We start from the raw sequence: 17184 nt of genomic DNA, 5'->3' as shown, positions 1-17184 counted from the left end.
AAAGGTGCGTTATGAATCGTCTGCCAGATGCGGAAATCTTGCTCACCCCACGCGAAGTTGCTGAACTATTCGGTGTTGATCCAAAGACAGTTACACGTTGGGCAAAAGCCGGCAAGTTAACTTCGATCCGCACACTCGGCGGCCATCGCAGATTCCGCAAATCCGAAGTAGATGATCTTCGTAATAACTATTTTAAGAGTGAAGATAAGTAACTAACCAGATGGAATATTCAGTTTCGCAATTCCTTTTACTTGGCGCGCTCACATTTATCTTTGTTGGTGCAATTACGCCGCTGATGCGCAAGATCGCAATTAGCGTTGGCGCAGTCGATGCCCCCAACTTGGCACGTAAATCTCAGAAGGAGCCAGTTCCCTATTTAGGTGGCGTTGCAATCGCGATTGGCGTTGTCGGGGCTTCTTACGGTTCTCTGCTTGCAGTCGATTTTTCAATGGAGACTTTTCGCTTAGCAAGTTTCGTATTGGTTCCAGCGATGGCAATTTCGCTTATGGGATTAATTGATGATCTAAAAGGCTTAGAACCATGGCCGCGTTTAATAGCACAAACTGCAACCGGTGTAATCGTTGCGGTGATTCTGACTTCGACCGACACCATGGGCGTAGCCTTCAATAATACTTTTCTAAACTATGCAGTCTCTGTTCTCTGGATTGTTGGTGTTTGTAACTCAATTAACTTCTTCGACAACCTAGACGGTGGAGCTGCAGGCACAGTTGCAGTTATTACCTTCTTCCTATTCTTTATTGCATATGACCGCCAACAGATTTTGGTGAGCGCCCTTGCAATAGTTACCGCAGGCGCCACAGCAGGATTTCTTATGTGGAACCGTGCTCCAGCCAAGATCTATATGGGCGATGCTGGCGCGCTCTTTCTCGGAATCATCATCTCGGTTTTAACTATTCGCCTCAGCCCAGGCGTTGTTCCGCAGATTAAATCTTTTGCGATTCCATTGGCGCTAATGGCAGTTCCGATCTTGGATACAACTGTGGCTGTCACTTCGCGCATTTATCGTGGTATTTCACCGTTTCAAGGCGGTACCGATCACCTTTCACATCGCCTAATGCGCGCTGGCTTACAACGTCGGGCAACTGCATTTACTTTGTGGGGATTTGCCGCCTTCTATGGCGCACTCGCACTCGCTATCTACACCTGGCCAGATACCTTGGGTTATCAATTAATGGCACTTGGTGGAGTTGCTTGGCTCGTTAAATTGGTTTACTTCTTACGTATTCCATCTGAGGGGTAGACTGCACACATGGCTAACAACGACGACGTAAAGGCGAGAATGCTCGCTGCCCTTGAAGCGAAAAAAGGTAAAAAGGGCGCACCAGGAACACAGACTCACGCCGAGGGCGGTTCCAAGATTCGTGGTGGTCAACGCAGCGGCGGCGCCCCACAAGTTCAGCGCAAAGCTGGACCATCTGGTTCAGGATCTGCTGGTTAATTCCCGCTTAATTTTCAAGTGAAAAGTTTTAAAGCTCCTAAACTTTTTGCAATTCTTCTCGTTTTTTCAATCGCTGGTGCATCTGGTGCGACTGCAGAAGATTCGAAGAATGTGTTGAATGGAAAACTTCTACCGCCTAAAAAAGGCCAGTTCCAAATAACTTTCAATCAATCAGCAGATGGTTTTTTTGGCGAGCGTTACAGTTATCGCGTTAGACCCAGCGAAGATGTTGACCCCACAAGATCCCTGCCGCACTATCAAGCAATTTTGCCGGCATGCCTCAAGCCATCAGATCAAACATGTATTGAATCTGTTGAAAGTAGAAAAGTTGGCGAAGGAACCTGGACCAAGGGAACCCTTTCTACATACCAACTAGATGTAAAAAAACTGCAAATCTCTCAAAGTAGATTTCCACGTGAATTTGAATATGGAACATGGCCTGCGGACAAGTTGTCGCAGATGGCTGCAGGCGGCGTCGCCTCATCTTGGGACTTTCCAGCTAATCCTCACAGAGATGGAGTTAGCTACTTAGCGATCGTCCAATTCAAAAGTTCCCTTATAAATGAACGCATCGCCTTCAATCCAGAGTTAGGCTTTTCAGAGCTAAACGGAATGATTCAACCCTGGTCATGGAAATGTGCTGAAATGGGTTTCAATTGCGATTCCCTTGGAGTTGAACTGGGAGCTTCTATTTTTAGCTTTCCTCAAGATTCTGAGTTCAGAATGACAATTAGAACAGATTTCTTGTCCTCAAGAATTGGGACCTGGGCAGTCGGAAGATTAGAAAAACCCACGGTTGATTTCAAAGCAGAAAAACTCACAATATCGGGAAGACCTGTGGTTTATCCCATGGGATTTTCAATGCTTGAGTCTCAAGAAGAATGTCTAACAAAAATCAGTTCAGTAATGTCCAAGTTTTTTCCGAGAGCACCCGAAATTTGCACTTTAGGAAGCTCCATGTTTTTCACCAACTCAAACGATGAAGTCGCCTTAGCACTTTTTGATGCAACTGAGGAATCCGTAATTCAAAACGGCGAATTAGAACGATGGACATTTTCCAATGCTAAGAATAGTAATAAGTTGGATTCCTGCGCCGATCCAAAGAGTTTCAGTTTCGCAACTAGCAATGCAATGTTGTATTCAGTAAATCCGCCTGTATGGGATAAACAGACCAGCACGCTTAGCTACCGGATCGCATCTACTCACTTGGACAGAAACGGTAATGTAAATAAAGGTAGCTACAGCTTGGCTATCTCAAAAAAGAAGGCTGATTGCCTTTGGAACTTTGATACTACAAGAGCATCAGCGACTATCAGCATTACCAATTCTGAAGGTACTCGGAATATTGCTGTAAGTTCGCTAAGAACTTCGAAGGACTGGATCTACTTCGATGCCAGTGGCTTTACGTTCTCTGCACCCGAGATAAAGATAAAACTGATCAACAAAGCAGCAAAAGTCGCAACTAAATCAATTACCTGCAAAAAAGGAAATAAAAGCAAAAAGGTTTCTGGATCTAACCCCAAGTGCCCTGCGGGATTTAAACTTAAAAAATAATCTTGTGGCTCGGGACAGGATCGAACTGTCGACCTCACGATTTTCAGTCGCGCGCTCGTACCAACTGAGCTACCGGGCCTTAAAGAGCCAATATTCAATTGTGATTTCAATAGTTAAAAACTATTAAAAAAGAAGAGAGTGTGTGGACACTCTCTTCTCGCGACCCGGACGGGACTTGAACCCGCGACCTCCGCCGTGACAGGGCGGCGCGCTAACCAACTGCGCTACCGGGCCTTAAAGAATGAAAACATAAGTGGCTCTTATGTCACCTTAAAGCCGTTGCACCGAATAAATTCGGCCTTGCGTGCCCCCAACGGGATTCGAACCCGTGTTACCGCCGTGAAAGGGCGATGTCCTAGGCCCCTAGACGATGGGGACGTTTGAGGCTCGCAAATCGTACCCGTTAGAGGGGCGCTAACCCAAATTGGTTAAATGCCCGCGCAAAAGCGCGAATTACAGCGAGAAAAGGCGATGTATTTTAAAGAAGCGCCCACTGAATAGTGATTGAGACAGTTACATCTTGCTGACCTAAATCAACAACAGTCGCTTCTGAATCTGCAGCCTTTGCCATCGCCATTACTGGTGGATAGTTAACTGGGCTTGAGTTCTCAACTAAGTAATTAACGCGACCAAGTTTTGTATCGAGCAACTTCGCATATGAAGCAGCCTTCGCCTTGGCGTTCTTCACCGCATTTGCACGCGCTGATTCTGTTGCCTTTGATGAATCGAGAACAAATGGAGTTACGCCTTGAATCTGCAAGTTATCTCCACCAGCTGCAACTACAGCATCTACAACTGCACCAGCGTTTTCAGCGTTCTTAATAGTTACGACAAAACCTTGTGATCCGCGGTAGCCGATTAGAACTGAACCTTTATCTTGGGTGTAGTTGTACTCGGGATAGACGCTGATGCTCTGGGTTGCGATATCTGCCTTAGCAATACCTGCAGCAGTTAAAGCAGCGCGAACAGCAGCTGCTGAAGTTGAGGTCTTTGCCAGCGCTTCTTTATTTGATCCTGCGACAACGCTTACATTCGCATTTAGGCGAACCGCATCTGGAGTGACCTTTACAGATCCATCAGAGTTAACGGTGACATAGCGAGTAGCAGTGGTTGCTGCCTCTGCGGGAAGTGAAGCTGCAATTCCCCCAACTAATGTCAGTGCGATTAGTGCGGCGGCTATTTTGCGAGTACGTGTAGTTATCATGGGATAAGTATCTCCTATTTAGTTATACGTGACTGTGGAGGTTCTGTGAAAAAGGTGTGATTTATAGCGAGCGATATAGATCTGAGTGGTCTTTGATCATGCGATCTAGCGAGAAATAGCGCTCGGCATGTGCTTTTCCTGCAGCGCCCATCATTTGGCGAAGTTGTGGGTCACGCACCAATTTCTCAATCGCATCAGCCATTTCTGTGGCAGTTGTTGCGGTGAGATAGCCCGTGCTCTCATTTATGACGATATCCGAGATCGAACCAACGTTTGTCGCAACAATTGGTAGACCAGCTTGTGCTGCTTGGATCAAAGTAAGTGGAATACCTTCATTATCTGAAGTCAGAATCGCGATATCACTTGACGCAAATATCTGATCGATATCACTGCGCCAGCCAAAGAAGGTCACATTTAATTGATCTTTCAGTGCGCGCTGCTTTGAACTCTCAAATAGTTCGCCTTCGCCGGCAACCAAGAAACGAAGATCAATTCCACGGCGCTTACATTCAGCGGCCACATCTAATAAACGATCGGGGCGTTTAATCTGCGTTAAGCGACCAACGAAAGTGCAGTACAAGACTTCAGAAGAAATACCTAGCGCGCTCTGGGCCGCTGCTTTAGAACCAGTCTTTGGCGCAGGCAAACCGGGGAAGAAGACTCGGTACTTATGGGCGCGACCAATTCCGGCTGCCAATAGATCTTCTTTTACTTTGCTGCCAATTGCGATTAACACGCTGGTGCGCGCGGCAAGGAACTTCTCAATCAATATAACTAATTTAGTTAACGCAGAACTGAAATACCCATGCAGTAAGTGTCCGTGGAATGTATGAACGCGCACTGCTCCGCGACCCCCTAACAAAGATGCCAATCGACCCAGCACTCCGGCTTTAGCGGTGTGGGTATGAATTACATCTGGTTTGTATTTACGAATTAGTGAAACCAGACCAAAAAATGCTTTGAGGTCAGCAATCAAAGAAACTGATCGCCCCAAACCTGCAATGCGCGTCGCTTTAACATCTTTGGCAACGGTATCTAAATAATCTGCTTCATTCTCATCGCAATAACCAGTTACCAAGATTTGCTCGAACTGGCTTTTATCTAGCCCGCGCATGAGTTCGGCCACGATCACAGCAGGACCACCCACATTCATGCGGGCGATTATCTGCATTACCTTTACCTGCGCGGCCATGTGGTTATCTTCTCGCAAAAAGGCGCGATAATTGCGCACATGACCAGTGGTGAATTCGTCTCAAATTGCACCGCTGACGCTCTAACAACAGCAGCCCAGTTGGTTAAAGACGGTGGCCTTGTCGCTTTTCCCACCGAAACTGTTTATGGCCTTGGCGCCGATGCCACAAACGCTGCAGCCGTTGCTCGCATTTATCAAGCAAAAGGTCGCCCCGCAGATCATCCGCTAATTGTTCATATCCATTCAATGCAAGCAATAGGTGAGTGGGCAGATGAAATCCCTGACTACGCAATCGCACTTGCTCGCAACTTCTGGCCGGGTCCGATGACGCTAGTTCTAAAGCGCTCAATACTCGCCGAAGATTTTGTAACTGGTGGCCAACCAACAGTTGGTTTACGAGTACCTGACCACGTTGTTGCACTTGCCTTGCTATCTGCTTTTGAAAAGATTGGCGGCAAAGGAATTGCTGCGCCCAGTGCCAATCGCTTTGGCCATGTTTCGCCAACGACTGCAGATGCAGTGCGCGAAGAGCTTGCTAACTATCTAGCGCCAACCGATCAAATCCTCGATGGCGGTTCATCATCGGTAGGAGTTGAATCAACGATCATCGATTGCACATCTACCGCTCCTCGTATCTTGCGCCCAGGAGCAATCACAACCGAGATGATTGAAGAAGTCACTGGATTGAAAGTTCTAACCGAGGCAACAGATATCCGTGTTAGTGGATCGCTTGAAAACCATTACGCGCCAAGTGCAACCGTTGAATTAAATCGAACACCAATTGCCACAGAAGGTTTTATTGCTCTCGCAGAATTTGAAACACCCGAAAGTGTTATTCGTTTAGCTTCACCAAAAACAGTAGAAGAATTCGCACGCGTTATTTACTCAGCACTTCGCGAAGCTGATAAAAAAGGCCTCAAAACTGTTGTAGTTCAAGAGCCAACTGGCAATGGATTGGCCCTCGCCATCCGCGACCGCTTATTGCGAGCGTCAAAGGGGAGATAGAACTCTTTTGGAACATGAAGATTTTGCGTAGGTCTAGTGATCAAAATAAATATGGTTTTCGTAAATCAGGTTGGTAGGCTTTCGGCTATGCGTAACAGTCAAGAAATACGTGAAAGTTTCCTAGCCTGCGATCGCACTACCCAGTGGCAACTTGAAGATTCAATTTCATTTAAGTTTCCTACATATCATCCGCAAGGCTTAGTTGTTACAGAAAATTATGTCTTTCTCTCATCTGTTGAAGTTAATGAGCCCCCACAAAATGTTTTTGATCCAAATAAATCAACACCGGGTAGCGGTGTTGGTCACCTATTTATTGCGAATCGGTCTGGGTCGCTAATAAAAGACCTGATTATCGGTGAAGGATCTATGTACCATCCGGGTGGAATAGATTTTGATGGAGAAGATATTTGGATTCCAGTTGGAGAATATAGACCTCATGCACGCAGCATGGTTGTTGCAGTTAATGCATTTGATTTTTCAATTCGTGAAGTTTTTCGTATAAATGATTCCATTGGCTGGGCTGTGCCAGACCCAGAAAAATCATTGATTTATGGAGGCAATTGGGGATCCCGTGTGCTTTATGTGTGGAATCAAAAAGGTGAAGAAATTGAACAATGGAAAAACCCCAGCCACTTCGTTGATTATCAAGACGCGATTTTTCTCAATTCTGGTGAAGTGATCGCTAGTGGGATTTCAGTACTCTTATCCAATGAAGAAGCTGAAAAACAAATGGCATCAGAACTTGGCGGCCTAGCCTTACTAGATTTTAAAACCAAAAAAATAGTTCATGAAATACCGATCTATTCGCACACAAAGGCTGGGCATGTGCTCACCAGAAATCCATTTTCCCTGTCGATTACAGGAGAAGATCTTTTTCTCCACGTTGCACCCGATGACGGGGATGATCTCGGTGGCACCTCACTTAGCACCTATAAAGCTGTTAGACGGTGATAAAACTCCGCTAAGATACGGCGAGTGTTCGGTGCTACTTTCGCCGAAATACAGTGGGGCCTTTAGCTCAGTCGGTAGAGCAACGGACTTTTAATCCGTGGGTCGTCGGTTCGAGCCCGACAGGGCCCACGTGTCATCCTCGCAGCCACAGAAAGATAGTTCGTGGCTACCGATCTACCTAGCCTTAGGAGTTGTCTGGGGCTGTTCATTCATATTTATCAAATTGGGCCTTGAATTTCTAACTCCATTTGGAGTTGCCTTTGGTCGCTGTGCACTTGGTGCGCTGACTTTGCTGGCATGGGCTAAGTACAAAGGAATTGCACTTCCCGAATCAAAGAAGGTTCTATTTCACCTTTGGGTTGTTTCACTACTTTTAAATGTTATTCCAGGGGTCTTCTTCGCGCTAGCCGAAACGGAAGTCACTTCTGTTCTAGCGGGAATTATTAACGCGGTAACACCTCTAATGACTTTGCTAGCAATTATGGTTGTTACGCGAAAAGAGAAACCGAAACTTCATCAGGTAGTAGGTATCTTGATTGGGTTTACTGGAGTATTAACTGTTTTAGGTGCTTGGAAAGGTCTTGGTGACAATCCGCTCTGGGCAATTCTAATTTTGCTTGCTGCTGTTACTTGTTATGGGTTTTCATTTCCTTATTCACGCCGCTTCGTTCTACCGCATAAATTGGCGCCAGAATCTATTGCAGCTGGGCAAGTAACTCTTGGTGCGCTCACCTTGCTTCCCTTCTTTATCTACAACGGTATTGATACATACGAATACAAAGCAGCTCCTGTTTTTGCGATGATCGCACTTGGCGTATTTGGTAGCGGGTTTGCATACATTTGGAACTTTAAAGTTATGGCGCTGGCAGGAAGTGCAATAGCGAGCAGCGTCACGTATTTAACGCCAGTTGTAGCGGTGATTGTTGGTGTGATCTTCTTACAAGAGAAGATTCATTGGTATGAACCAGTTGGAGCACTCATTGTTTTACTGGGCGCTGCAATCGGTCAAAATCGCATCAAACTTCGGCTAGTTAAATGAAAACCCAACCGGTAGTTCTAGGCGATGCGACTTCAGTAACTTCTCATCGTTGAGAATTTGGCCTGTCTTGCCATCTGCAACGATGATGCCGCCAGAGAGAATTACCGAACGCTCACAGAGTTCAAAGGCATAGGGCAGATCGTGAGTAACCATGACGATAGTGATATCTAACGAACGCAAGATATCTGCAAGTTCGCGCCTGCTAGCAGGATCTAAGTTAGAAGATGGTTCATCAAGGACCAAGATCTCAGGCTTCATCGCAAGCACTGTTGCAACAGCAACACGGCGACGTTGTCCGAAAGATAAATGGTGCGGTGGGCGATCGATGAAATCCAACATGCCAACCTGGGTTAACGCTTCTTGAACAACTTTATCTAGCGCTTCACCGCGGAGCCCCATGTTGTACGGTCCAAAGGCGACATCTTCTCCAACGGTAGGCATAAATAGTTGATCATCTGGATCTTGAAAGACGATTCCTACTTTGGAGCGAATCGCTTTTAGAGACTCTTTATTTTTGCTATCGACTAGCTCGCCTGAAATACGTACTTCACCCTGCATTGTTGGGTGAATTCCATTCATATGCATAACCAGTGTTGTCTTGCCGGCACCGTTAGGACCTAGTAGTGCAACGCGCTCACCCTTTTGGATTGTCAGATTTACGCCATACAACGCCTGGTTGCCATCGGGATAAGCAAATGCCAATTCGGTGATCTGCAAGCTTGGGACGTTAGACATTTCTACCAACCAATCAGTGATGCGGTTATTGAAGCAATTAAGGCGAGGCCTGGAATTGATAGCGCAGTGAACCATTCACGTGTAGTTACGGAATGAGAATCTAGCGATGGAAGTGCGCCATCGAAGCCGCGAGAGAGCATCGCTAAGTGAACTCGTTCACCGCGCTCGTAAGAGCGAATAAAGAGAGCAGCTGCTGCGGTTGCTAAAACTTTCCAATGTTTGATCCCAGTTGCAATAAAGCCACGTGACTCGCGGGCAACTTTCATCCGCTCCATCTCATCGCTAATCACATTGATATAGCGCAACATAAATGAGGCGATCTGAACCATGATCATTGGAAGTTTGAGTTTTTCTAAGCCCCGCAGGATTTCGCGCGCCGTTGTTGTAGTTGAAAGAATCACCGCGGCTAGAACGCCAAGCGTTCCCTTAACCACAATAGAAGTTCCAGCCAATAAACCATCGCGATAAACCATTACGCCAAAGATGGAGAACTTTTCACCTTCACCAAAAAATGGCATCAGGATTGCAAAGAAGACAAATGGAATCTCAATTAACGCACGCTTAAAGAGCAGAAGAATCGGAATCTTGCTCATAACTGCTGTGAAGATAAGCAGGCTAAAAAAGGCGATAAATGCAGGCCAGCGAGTAATTGGCGTTGCAACAGAGACTGAGATGAAGACAAGAACGGTCAGAATCTTTACGTGTGAGGGCAGTGAATGCGTTACTGAATGGCGGTGTAGATAAAGTCGCTCGCCCACATCGTGGCCGTGGTGGTGGCCATGGGTATGTACGAGATCAAGTTCTGTGGTCTGAAGTTTTATTTTTTGTCACCAGATTTACGGCGAATTAAGAAGAAGAGTCCAGTTGAAATTGCTCCCGTGGCAACAACACCAATTACACCTGCTGCACCTGTTGAAAGACGCTGGTTATCTACGCCCTTGACGCCATAGTCAGCAAGTATTCCTTCGCTATTGGTGTTCTCTTTCGCCGTATCAATAAAACCAATGTCACCAGCAACCTTTTCTAGGCCATCAGGATTGGACGATGCGTAGAACGAAACAATTCCTGCAAGAAATAGTGAGGCAATAAACCCCGTGATCAAAAATGTTTTCTGCTTCATTAGTTGGCACGAATCTCTAGTTTGGAACTCTCGTTCTTATATCCGTAAACCAAATCTGAGCGACTGGCTAGTACTGCACCAACGGCGAAGAAGGTAATTAGCGCTTCACCGATTCCGATAAGGAAGTGTGTACCGATCATCGCAGTGAAGACTGCAGAGACTGAGAAAGTGGCATTGGCACCGATTGCATATTGCAGAACAAATCCTGCGGCAGCAGCTGGTACAGATAACAACGCTGCGATTGCCGCTGCGATGCTGATTGAAAGTTTCTTCTTCGGTGCAATCTTCTTAACCAAGAGAAAGACGCCGTAACCAAACCAGACGGCAACGAGTGACATATTAAAGATACTTAAGCCAAGTGCGCTTAATCCACCGTCTGCAAAGAGCAGGGCTTGCAAGATCAAAACAATTGTTATCGCCAAAGTTGCTGCATAAGGACCAATCAATACTGCAGCAAGTCCTGCGCCAAGTAAGTGTCCGCTAGTTCCGGCAGCGACCGGAAAATTGAGCATCTGCACCGCAAAGATAAAGGTTGCAGTAAGTCCGGCTAACGGCGCGGTCTTCTCATCAAGCGAAGATTTTGCGCCACGGATGGAGATGGCAACGCCTGCTGCGGCTACCGCGGCGAAGGCGGCAGAGGTGGGCAGGTCGATAAAGCCATCAGGGATATGCATGCGTAAATTGTAAGCCAGATGCAAATCATTCGCATCTGCAAAATCCTTGGTTGGCTCACAGGCGCTACCCAATAAGGGCGCCTATCCTTTCGCACATCATGCGTAAATTGATCGTTAGCGTCCTTGTAGTCCTTGCTGGAGCGACAGCTATGGCAACGCCTGCTCGTGCACAAAGCTGCTCGCAGCCGGGGCAGGGATGGGTTCAATCTGAGAACGCTCGAAAGGGCGATCCCACCTGGAGCAAGGGTGTGCCATTTCGCCTCAGCGCAGATTTCTCAAGGCGCAAGGCAATTGATCGCGCAGAAGGTTATTTCGATACCACCTCACTTCGTTGCGGAGAAAGTGCGAAGTTAACCCTTGTTGAAAGTGAAAAAGCCAAGGTCACTATCTATCGCATGGGTTACTACGACGGCATTGGCGCTCGCCGTTTTGCATCTTTATCTGCAAGAGATGGTTGGAATTTTGTCGCCTCTGAAAAGTATCTGCCTGGTCAATATTTGTTTAAGTTACAGGCTCCAAATCGCGAAGCAACTTTTATTCCGCTAGTCATAAACAATCCTGACGTTGAAAGTGATTTAACTTTTATCTCATCAGTTATAACTTGGCAGACTTACAACCAGTGGGGTGGATACAGCCTTTATAAAGGCCCTGACGGAAAACGCGAAACTCGCGCCAGCGAAGTTTCCTTTGCGCGTCCTTACGATGGTGATGGATCGGGGCAGTTCCGCTACATGGAATACCCCGTAATAAAAGCAGCAGAAAAGCTAGGTCTTTCCATTAACTATGCCACCGACTTTGATTTAGATCGCAACCCTGATTTAACAAGTAAGACCAAGGCACTGGTCTTTGGTGGACACAGCGAATACTGGACAACGCAAATGCGCAATGCAGTTGAAGCAGCGGTTGACCGTGGAGTTAATCTAATTGTCCTTGGTGGCAATACCGCCTATAACCGGATTGATATAAATGGCGAAACGATTTCTGGCGTTACACCTTGGCGTGATTTAGGCCGACCAGAAGTCACGCTCTTAGGTTCGCAATATCTTTCACTCGGTTTTAAACGAGATATGGTCGTTGAAACCAGCCTCTGGCCTTTTGATGTATTAAAACCTGGGGCAGTTATCAAAGGCGTCGTTGGTTATGAAGCCGATACTCCGATTACATTTAACGGTCCGCCAGTTGAGACGATCGCGCGATCTTCAATTCTGCCTTTTGAAAAATCCGTCCCATCAATGGCCACTTATTACACACGCCCATCCGGTGCGGGCGCCCTGAATATGGCTACAAATGGCTGGGTTTGCGCGATGGAAGATCGCTGCCCATGGGGACACCGCTTCGACAAGGCGACCCAACGGCAAATCCGTGCAGTAACTGAGAATATTTTGAAAGGCGCAGCGCTTGGCCCGTTGGGAAATTGGCGCATGGCGTTTACACAATATAACGCGCCTTCCTAATTATTTAAGAGTAATCTCGCCGCCATGAGCGATGATGAAGGCCAGGACGAGCTCGTAACCGAAGAGATGCTCTGGGATCGAATTCCAGAGGTCCATGGCGCAGATCGTGCAAATACATATTACGAATTAAGTGCGCGAATTTTTGCACGCGGACAGTACGACGAAGCTTTAGCACTTGCCGAAACCGCGCGCGATATCTTCTCTGAACTCGGCGCTGCTGAATCTAGCGAAGGACTTGCGCAGGCTTACTCTGCAATTGGTTATAACTTAAATCAGTTAAAGCGTATGGATGAAGCGGCCACTGCCATGAGCAAAGCTGTGGAAATTTTGCGCGAGAGCAAATCTCCACTCTCATTAGAACTTGCCTGCACATTGGGTGAGTGGTGGTATGCCTCGAAGAACTTTGTAAAAGTTGTCGAGATCATGGATGAATGTGCGCAAGAGCATTTAGTTGATGGAAATCAAATCGGTGCCGCTAATGATCTCCATTTGCTTGGTTGCGCATATCGCGAGCTAAAGCAGTACGACCAGGCAATTACTACCTTTAAAGAAGCTCGTTTGATTTTTAAGACCGAAAAAGAAGTTATTCAAGTTGCACGCTGTGATCAGAAGATCGCATCTTGCTATGTCGAACTCGGCGATGGCGAAAAAGCGATCGAAGCTGCTCGCAAGGCGATCGATGTCTTTGAAACCGGCCATGATCACCGCCGTGAAACCTTTGCGCTCTACGAATACGGAAAAGCCGAAGTTCTACTCGGAAAACTCGATGAAGGTCTGGCGACGTTAGATGGTGTTCTGCAGATTATTTCTGAAGAAGAACCAAAGGATTTCGAACTAATTGTTGATATCGAAACCCGTATGACCAAAGTGCTTCGCGCTCTTGGTCGTATGGCTGAAGCAGATGAAATCGACCGCCGCTTGGTTGCTGTGCGCGAGGCGATGGAAGATGTCCCCGTCTCGGATGATTTAGGCGACTAAATAACTCGTGCCTGATTTATCTCATCTGCGAAATCGCGATGAACTTTTAATCACCATGGTCTGTCTAGGAAATATTTGTCGTTCTCCAATGGCGGCAGCGGTTTTAGCAAATAGAACTTCTACTTGGAGCGCACCGAAAATTCTGGTCGATAGTGCGGGAACTTCAAATTGGCATGTAGGTGAAGGTCCAAATCCACCTTCCAAGAAAACTTGGGAAGCAGCAGGTTACAAGTTCGATCACATCGCGTCGGAAATGACTGCTGCACGAATGGAGAAATCTGATTTGATTTTGGTGATGGATCGCAGCAACCACCGAAATGTTTTGTCGCTTACTGAAAATCAAGAACTGCACGGTAAAGTTCATTTCTTGCGCGACTTTGATTACACAATTGCTGGCGATCGCGAAGTTCCAGATCCTTATTCGCTACCTGATTCGGCATTCGAAGAAGTTCTCGGAATGGTGGAACGTGCGATAGATGGTTTGCTGCAGGAGTTAACGAGGTAGGTGTTGCAGCGCCCAGTGATACATCGCTATCGCGCCAGCAGCTGAAGCGTTCATGGAACGAGTAGATCCATATTGGCGTATCTCATAGAGCACTTCGCAGACTTCAATACCTTCATCTGACATTCCGGCGCCTTCTTGTCCGAATAAAAGCACACATGATTCAGGTAATTGCGCTCCTTCAAGTTGTTTAGAAGTCGGGACGTTATCGATTCCGATAATCGGCAGGTTATTTTCTTTACACCAAGTTGCAAAGTCGGCGATTGTGGGGTGATGAATAACGGTTAGGTATCTATCTGTAACCATTGCGCCACGCTTATTCCAGTCACGCTTTCCAACGATATGTACGGCCGAAACATTAAAGGCATTTGCAGTTCGAACAACTGAACCGATATTTAAGTCATGTTGCCAATTTTCAATAGCGATATGCAGTTTATGGCGCTTAGTATTGAGATCAGCAACAATTGCTTCAACGGACCAATAGCGATAGTGATCTAGAACATTGCGACGATCACCATTCTCAAGCAATTCTGAGTCATATTGAGCACCTGTTGGCCAAGGTTTTTCATGAGGACCAACACCTACAACAGGAAAAAATTCTCCTGGGCCGATCGTGGCAGGTGTATTTATTTCCATGTGCGCACTCTAAACTTAATATGCAAGAAAGGCTAGAAAGGGCTAGAAACTATGGAGACTGTATTTCTGATCGCATATATCGCACATATGTTGGCGATCGCTGGAATTCTTATTCTGCTTCTTATGCAATGGAATAAAAGCCCTCGCAAACTTTCTAAAGGTGTAATGCATTCCGCAGCGACTGCGCTATTGGCAGGTCTTGTGATGGTTGGTACTTATTCATCGGCAAAACCAGATGAGACCTTAGATCACACCAAAGTTGGAATAAAGCTCTTGGTAGTCCTAGCCATTCTGGTACTTAGCTACATAAACGCGAAGAAGAGCGAATTAAAGAAGAGCATCTGGCTAACGTTAATTGGCCTAACAGTTCTCAATATTCTTATCGCCACAGTTGGGTAACACAGCGCTTGTTTAATAGTTTTGTTAGGCGCTCTGCGCTGCTGACCGCAGCGGTATTGGCTATCACTCCTAGCGCTTCTGCATTTGATCCCATCTCAGCAGCCAGCGTTTTCTCGCGTCTAGCGGTAGAGCCAGAGTTAAGTAATCCATCGGTGTCGTTAATTGATGTAAGCACCGGCGAGATCGTCTTTGAATCAAATGCATTTTCACAACGCAAGCCCGCTTCGACAATGAAGATTCTTGCAGCCGCGGCCACCTTAAAACACTTACAGCCTGACCAAGTCTTTACAACTCGAGTTTCACTCGGCACGGTTCCTGATTCAATTGTTATCGATGGCGAGTTTGATCCTTGGATTTCGATGGATCATCGGGTTGCAACAAAGATGAAGCGCACCTCTTTTCCACGGATTGCCTTTAATAGCCTTAGTAAAGTTAAAGAGAGCTCAGGCGGTTCGATAAAGAAGTTAAAGGTTTATTACAACGGTATCTATGCCAACGAAGTTGCAAGTTATAAAGCCTTCTACAAGAAACGTGGAGTTACCGCTGCATTTATCAAGGTAAGCGATGAAAAGGCTACTTCATTAGTTAGCGAAGAGATTTTAACTTCAGAATCACCACAAGTTATAAAGATGCTTGATTGGTTCTTGCTTTGGAGTGATAACCAACTTTCAGAACGCATGGCTAAGATCGCAGCAAAGTATGCCGGCAATGAATTTAACGATGAAGGCGTAGCAGTTACCTTCGCAGAAATTTTGATTTCATTTGGGATAAATCCAGCGCAGATAGTCGTTATCGATGCCAGTGGTTTATCGCGACAGAATAAAGTTACTGCACACGCACTTGCACAACTGCTCTACAAAATTCATTCCGATCCGGTTCTTTCAAGGTTGATTGAGAGCCTTCCGGTCGGTGGAGAAAGTGGAACGCTACGAAATCGCTATATCGAGACGGCTCCAGATGCGGTTGGTTTGGTTAAGGCAAAGACCGGCACTCTTACCGGCACGGTAAGCCTTGCTGGCTATGTGCAATCAGGAGATCGTGAATACGCTTTTGTAATCATCGCCGACAAGATTCGTAGAACTAATTCAGCAAGTGATCGTGCACGCAAGACTTTAGATCGTTATCTAGCCAAGATTGCTGCGCCGTTGGCTATCCCTGCACCGGAAAGCGCAACTGTTGTTACTGAGGTGCAAATACTTTAATTGAACCGCCGTAACAAGCCACCCAGGTCTTTGATTCGGTTTGATCGTAAGTAACTCCGATAGGTTCGCTACAGACTTTTACGTTCTGTAAGACTTTCATTGTTTCTGTACTGACGACAGATAGAGTCCCACTTCTAAAATTGACTACATAAAGCGCTGAGCCATCTGTTGAGATCGCCAAACTACGTGCGGATTTTCCAGTAGCCACGCTCTTAATCGCCTTATTTGTAGCTAAGTCCCAAGCGATAACTTTTCCCGAGATATTCAAAGTTGCATAAAGTTTTGTGTTATCTGGGGAGAGCACAATTGCACGAGGGTTTGATCCAATTGGTATGTAGTTAACTGAGAAATCTTCCAGGTTGATCTGGTGGATTCGGTTTCCACCCATTTCGGCAACATAAGCGAATTTGCTATCGCTGGTGATTGCAATGCCCCGCGGATATCGACCAATTTTTATAGTTTTTACTACCTGTTGAGTTTCTACAGAAATGATTGTGACTGTGTAGGAACACCAATTCGATATAAGAATATATTTATTATCCGGTGAGACTTTAACAACCTTAGGAACTGAACCGACAGGATAGATCGCATCAATTTTCTTAGTTGAAAGTTCTACGCGCGATAGAAAACTTTTATCGTAGTTATCGCTAGGAGAACAAGTGTCGGTTCCTTCTCTGTTAAAGCCTTTGCCATACATCGCATAATTTGTGAAGTAAAGATAATTGCCATCAGGAGAGAAGGCGCCTTCTACAGGTGAGCCTTTATATGTTCCAGAATATTTCGAGTAGCCAAAATCTGAGAGTTTTACCGAATCAGGAATCGTAGCTTCAAGCTCCATCGTCTGCGCGTTATAAAGGGTCACGCTATGGCGATACATCATGTTATGGGCGCTGACTAGCCCGCTATTTGATGCCTCAACCGATTTAGGTGCAATCGCACCGTTAATGGTTTTTACTAAAACGATCTTTTTCGAAGCAGAAAGATCTTGGCTATTCGCCTGGCTAATCGGGCTAGCGATGCCAGTTAGGAGCAGACAAGTAACTGCCAGTGAAATCTTCTTAACTAGTTTGCGAGGCACTC

The 17184-nt window shown here is 46.2% G+C and carries 20 protein-coding genes and 4 tRNA genes; 13 read left to right on the top strand and 11 right to left on the bottom strand.

Annotation, left to right across the window (positions count from 1 at the left end; all coding sequences use genetic code 11):
- The first annotated feature begins 11 nt into the window (after positions 1-11).
- The 4 genes from A1sIIB60_RS06560 to A1sIIB60_RS06545 are packed head-to-tail and all read left to right on the top strand — an operon-like array spanning position 12 to position 3013.
- Positions 12-212 carry a BldC family transcriptional regulator gene (locus A1sIIB60_RS06560; protein ID WP_095671654.1) on the top strand — a complete coding sequence of 67 codons (201 nt, stop codon included), beginning with the start codon at positions 12-14 and terminating at the stop codon, positions 210-212.
- An 8-nt stretch (positions 213-220) separates the two neighbouring features.
- Complete coding sequence (locus A1sIIB60_RS06555) at positions 221-1261, top strand: MraY family glycosyltransferase (protein WP_095671653.1); 1041 nt, start codon at positions 221-223, stop codon at positions 1259-1261.
- A 9-nt stretch (positions 1262-1270) separates the two neighbouring features.
- Positions 1271-1459 (top strand): DUF5302 family protein, encoded by a 189-nt coding sequence (locus A1sIIB60_RS06550; protein WP_095671652.1) that lies wholly within the window; start codon positions 1271-1273, stop codon positions 1457-1459.
- Positions 1460-1477: 18 nt separating this feature from the next.
- The gene (locus tag A1sIIB60_RS06545; RefSeq protein ID WP_095671651.1) at positions 1478-3013 is read left to right on the top strand and encodes a hypothetical protein; all 1536 of its coding nucleotides are present in this window, start codon (positions 1478-1480) and stop codon (positions 3011-3013) included.
- A gap of 5 nt (positions 3014-3018) precedes the next feature.
- On the opposite strand, the gene A1sIIB60_RS06540 is transcribed toward A1sIIB60_RS06545, so the two are convergent.
- From A1sIIB60_RS06540 to A1sIIB60_RS06520, 5 genes are all read right to left on the bottom strand, one after another.
- A tRNA-Phe gene (locus A1sIIB60_RS06540) sits at positions 3019-3092 on the bottom strand.
- Positions 3093-3173: 81 nt separating this feature from the next.
- Positions 3174-3247, bottom strand: a tRNA-Asp gene (locus tag A1sIIB60_RS06535).
- Positions 3248-3318: 71 nt separating this feature from the next.
- A tRNA-Glu gene (locus A1sIIB60_RS06530) sits at positions 3319-3391 on the bottom strand.
- A 100-nt stretch (positions 3392-3491) separates the two neighbouring features.
- Entirely contained in the window at positions 3492-4217 is a 726-nt protein-coding gene (locus A1sIIB60_RS06525) for an SIMPL domain-containing protein (protein ID WP_095671650.1), read from the bottom strand.
- A 61-nt stretch (positions 4218-4278) separates the two neighbouring features.
- Positions 4279-5409 carry a glycosyltransferase gene (locus A1sIIB60_RS06520; RefSeq protein WP_095671649.1) on the bottom strand — a complete coding sequence of 377 codons (1131 nt, stop codon included), beginning with the start codon at positions 5407-5409 and terminating at the stop codon, positions 4279-4281.
- 39 nt (positions 5410-5448) lie between these two features.
- On the opposite strand from A1sIIB60_RS06520, the gene A1sIIB60_RS06515 reads away from it, so the two are divergent.
- From A1sIIB60_RS06515 to A1sIIB60_RS06500, 4 genes are all read left to right on the top strand, one after another.
- On the top strand, positions 5449-6414 hold the full coding sequence (locus A1sIIB60_RS06515; protein ID WP_095671868.1) for an L-threonylcarbamoyladenylate synthase: 966 nt from the start codon (positions 5449-5451) through the stop codon (positions 6412-6414).
- An 87-nt stretch (positions 6415-6501) separates the two neighbouring features.
- Positions 6502-7365, top strand: a complete 864-nt coding sequence (locus tag A1sIIB60_RS06510) for a DUF6454 family protein (RefSeq protein WP_095671648.1) — start codon at positions 6502-6504, stop codon at positions 7363-7365.
- 56 nt (positions 7366-7421) lie between these two features.
- Positions 7422-7494, top strand: a tRNA-Lys gene (locus A1sIIB60_RS06505).
- 1 nt (position 7495) lies between these two features.
- Positions 7496-8404, top strand: a complete 909-nt coding sequence (locus tag A1sIIB60_RS06500; protein WP_095671647.1) for a DMT family transporter — start codon at positions 7496-7498, stop codon at positions 8402-8404.
- On the opposite strand, the gene A1sIIB60_RS06495 is transcribed toward A1sIIB60_RS06500, so the two are convergent.
- From A1sIIB60_RS06495 to A1sIIB60_RS06480, 4 genes are read right to left on the bottom strand one after another with little or no spacing between them, the layout of a single operon-like run.
- Complete coding sequence (locus A1sIIB60_RS06495; RefSeq protein ID WP_095671646.1) at positions 8393-9139, bottom strand: energy-coupling factor ABC transporter ATP-binding protein; 747 nt, start codon at positions 9137-9139, stop codon at positions 8393-8395. The genes A1sIIB60_RS06500 and A1sIIB60_RS06495 overlap by 12 nt on opposite strands.
- A 2-nt stretch (positions 9140-9141) precedes the next feature.
- Positions 9142-9897 (bottom strand): cobalt ECF transporter T component CbiQ, encoded by a 756-nt coding sequence (gene cbiQ, locus A1sIIB60_RS06490; protein WP_190276879.1) that lies wholly within the window; start codon positions 9895-9897, stop codon positions 9142-9144.
- Between the two features lie 59 nt (positions 9898-9956).
- Positions 9957-10259 (bottom strand): PDGLE domain-containing protein, encoded by a 303-nt coding sequence (locus A1sIIB60_RS07325; protein WP_095671645.1) that lies wholly within the window; start codon positions 10257-10259, stop codon positions 9957-9959.
- Complete coding sequence (locus A1sIIB60_RS06480; protein ID WP_095671866.1) at positions 10259-10933, bottom strand: energy-coupling factor ABC transporter permease; 675 nt, start codon at positions 10931-10933, stop codon at positions 10259-10261. The genes A1sIIB60_RS07325 and A1sIIB60_RS06480 overlap by 1 nt, the downstream gene beginning before the upstream one ends.
- A 98-nt stretch (positions 10934-11031) precedes the next feature.
- Here A1sIIB60_RS06480 and A1sIIB60_RS06475 point away from each other — a divergent pair, with 98 nt between their 5' ends.
- The 3 genes from A1sIIB60_RS06475 to A1sIIB60_RS06465 are packed head-to-tail and all read left to right on the top strand — an operon-like array spanning position 11032 to position 13870.
- On the top strand, positions 11032-12387 hold the full coding sequence (locus A1sIIB60_RS06475; RefSeq protein ID WP_095671644.1) for a N,N-dimethylformamidase beta subunit family domain-containing protein: 1356 nt from the start codon (positions 11032-11034) through the stop codon (positions 12385-12387).
- Between the two features lie 24 nt (positions 12388-12411).
- On the top strand, positions 12412-13365 hold the full coding sequence (locus tag A1sIIB60_RS06470) for a tetratricopeptide repeat protein (protein WP_095689530.1): 954 nt from the start codon (positions 12412-12414) through the stop codon (positions 13363-13365).
- Between the two features lie 7 nt (positions 13366-13372).
- Positions 13373-13870 (top strand): low molecular weight protein-tyrosine-phosphatase, encoded by a 498-nt coding sequence (locus A1sIIB60_RS06465; protein WP_095671642.1) that lies wholly within the window; start codon positions 13373-13375, stop codon positions 13868-13870.
- Here the strand turns inward: A1sIIB60_RS06465 and A1sIIB60_RS06460 are convergent.
- Positions 13859-14503, bottom strand: coding sequence for a TrmH family RNA methyltransferase (locus A1sIIB60_RS06460; protein WP_095671641.1), 645 nt, complete (start codon positions 14501-14503; stop codon positions 13859-13861). The two genes, A1sIIB60_RS06465 and A1sIIB60_RS06460, sit on opposite strands and share 12 nt — an antisense overlap.
- A 51-nt stretch (positions 14504-14554) precedes the next feature.
- Here A1sIIB60_RS06460 and A1sIIB60_RS06455 point away from each other — a divergent pair, with 51 nt between their 5' ends.
- Entirely contained in the window at positions 14555-14902 is a 348-nt protein-coding gene (locus tag A1sIIB60_RS06455; RefSeq protein WP_095671640.1) for a hypothetical protein, read from the top strand.
- Positions 14903-14958: 56 nt separating this feature from the next.
- Complete coding sequence (locus A1sIIB60_RS06450) at positions 14959-16104, top strand: D-alanyl-D-alanine carboxypeptidase (protein WP_223298679.1); 1146 nt, start codon at positions 14959-14961, stop codon at positions 16102-16104.
- On the opposite strand, the gene A1sIIB60_RS06445 is transcribed toward A1sIIB60_RS06450, so the two are convergent.
- Positions 16082-17182 carry a YncE family protein gene (locus A1sIIB60_RS06445; protein WP_095671638.1) on the bottom strand — a complete coding sequence of 367 codons (1101 nt, stop codon included), beginning with the start codon at positions 17180-17182 and terminating at the stop codon, positions 16082-16084. The two genes, A1sIIB60_RS06450 and A1sIIB60_RS06445, sit on opposite strands and share 23 nt — an antisense overlap.
- Between the last annotated feature and the right edge of the window lie 2 nt (positions 17183-17184).

The sequence above is a fragment of the Candidatus Planktophila lacus genome (assembly GCF_002288385.1).
GTDB classification, from domain to species: Bacteria; Actinomycetota; Actinomycetes; order Nanopelagicales; family Nanopelagicaceae; genus Planktophila; species Planktophila lacus_D.
The sequence above is the reverse complement of the archived record's forward strand: the minus strand, read 5'-3'. Positions and strand labels throughout refer to the sequence as shown.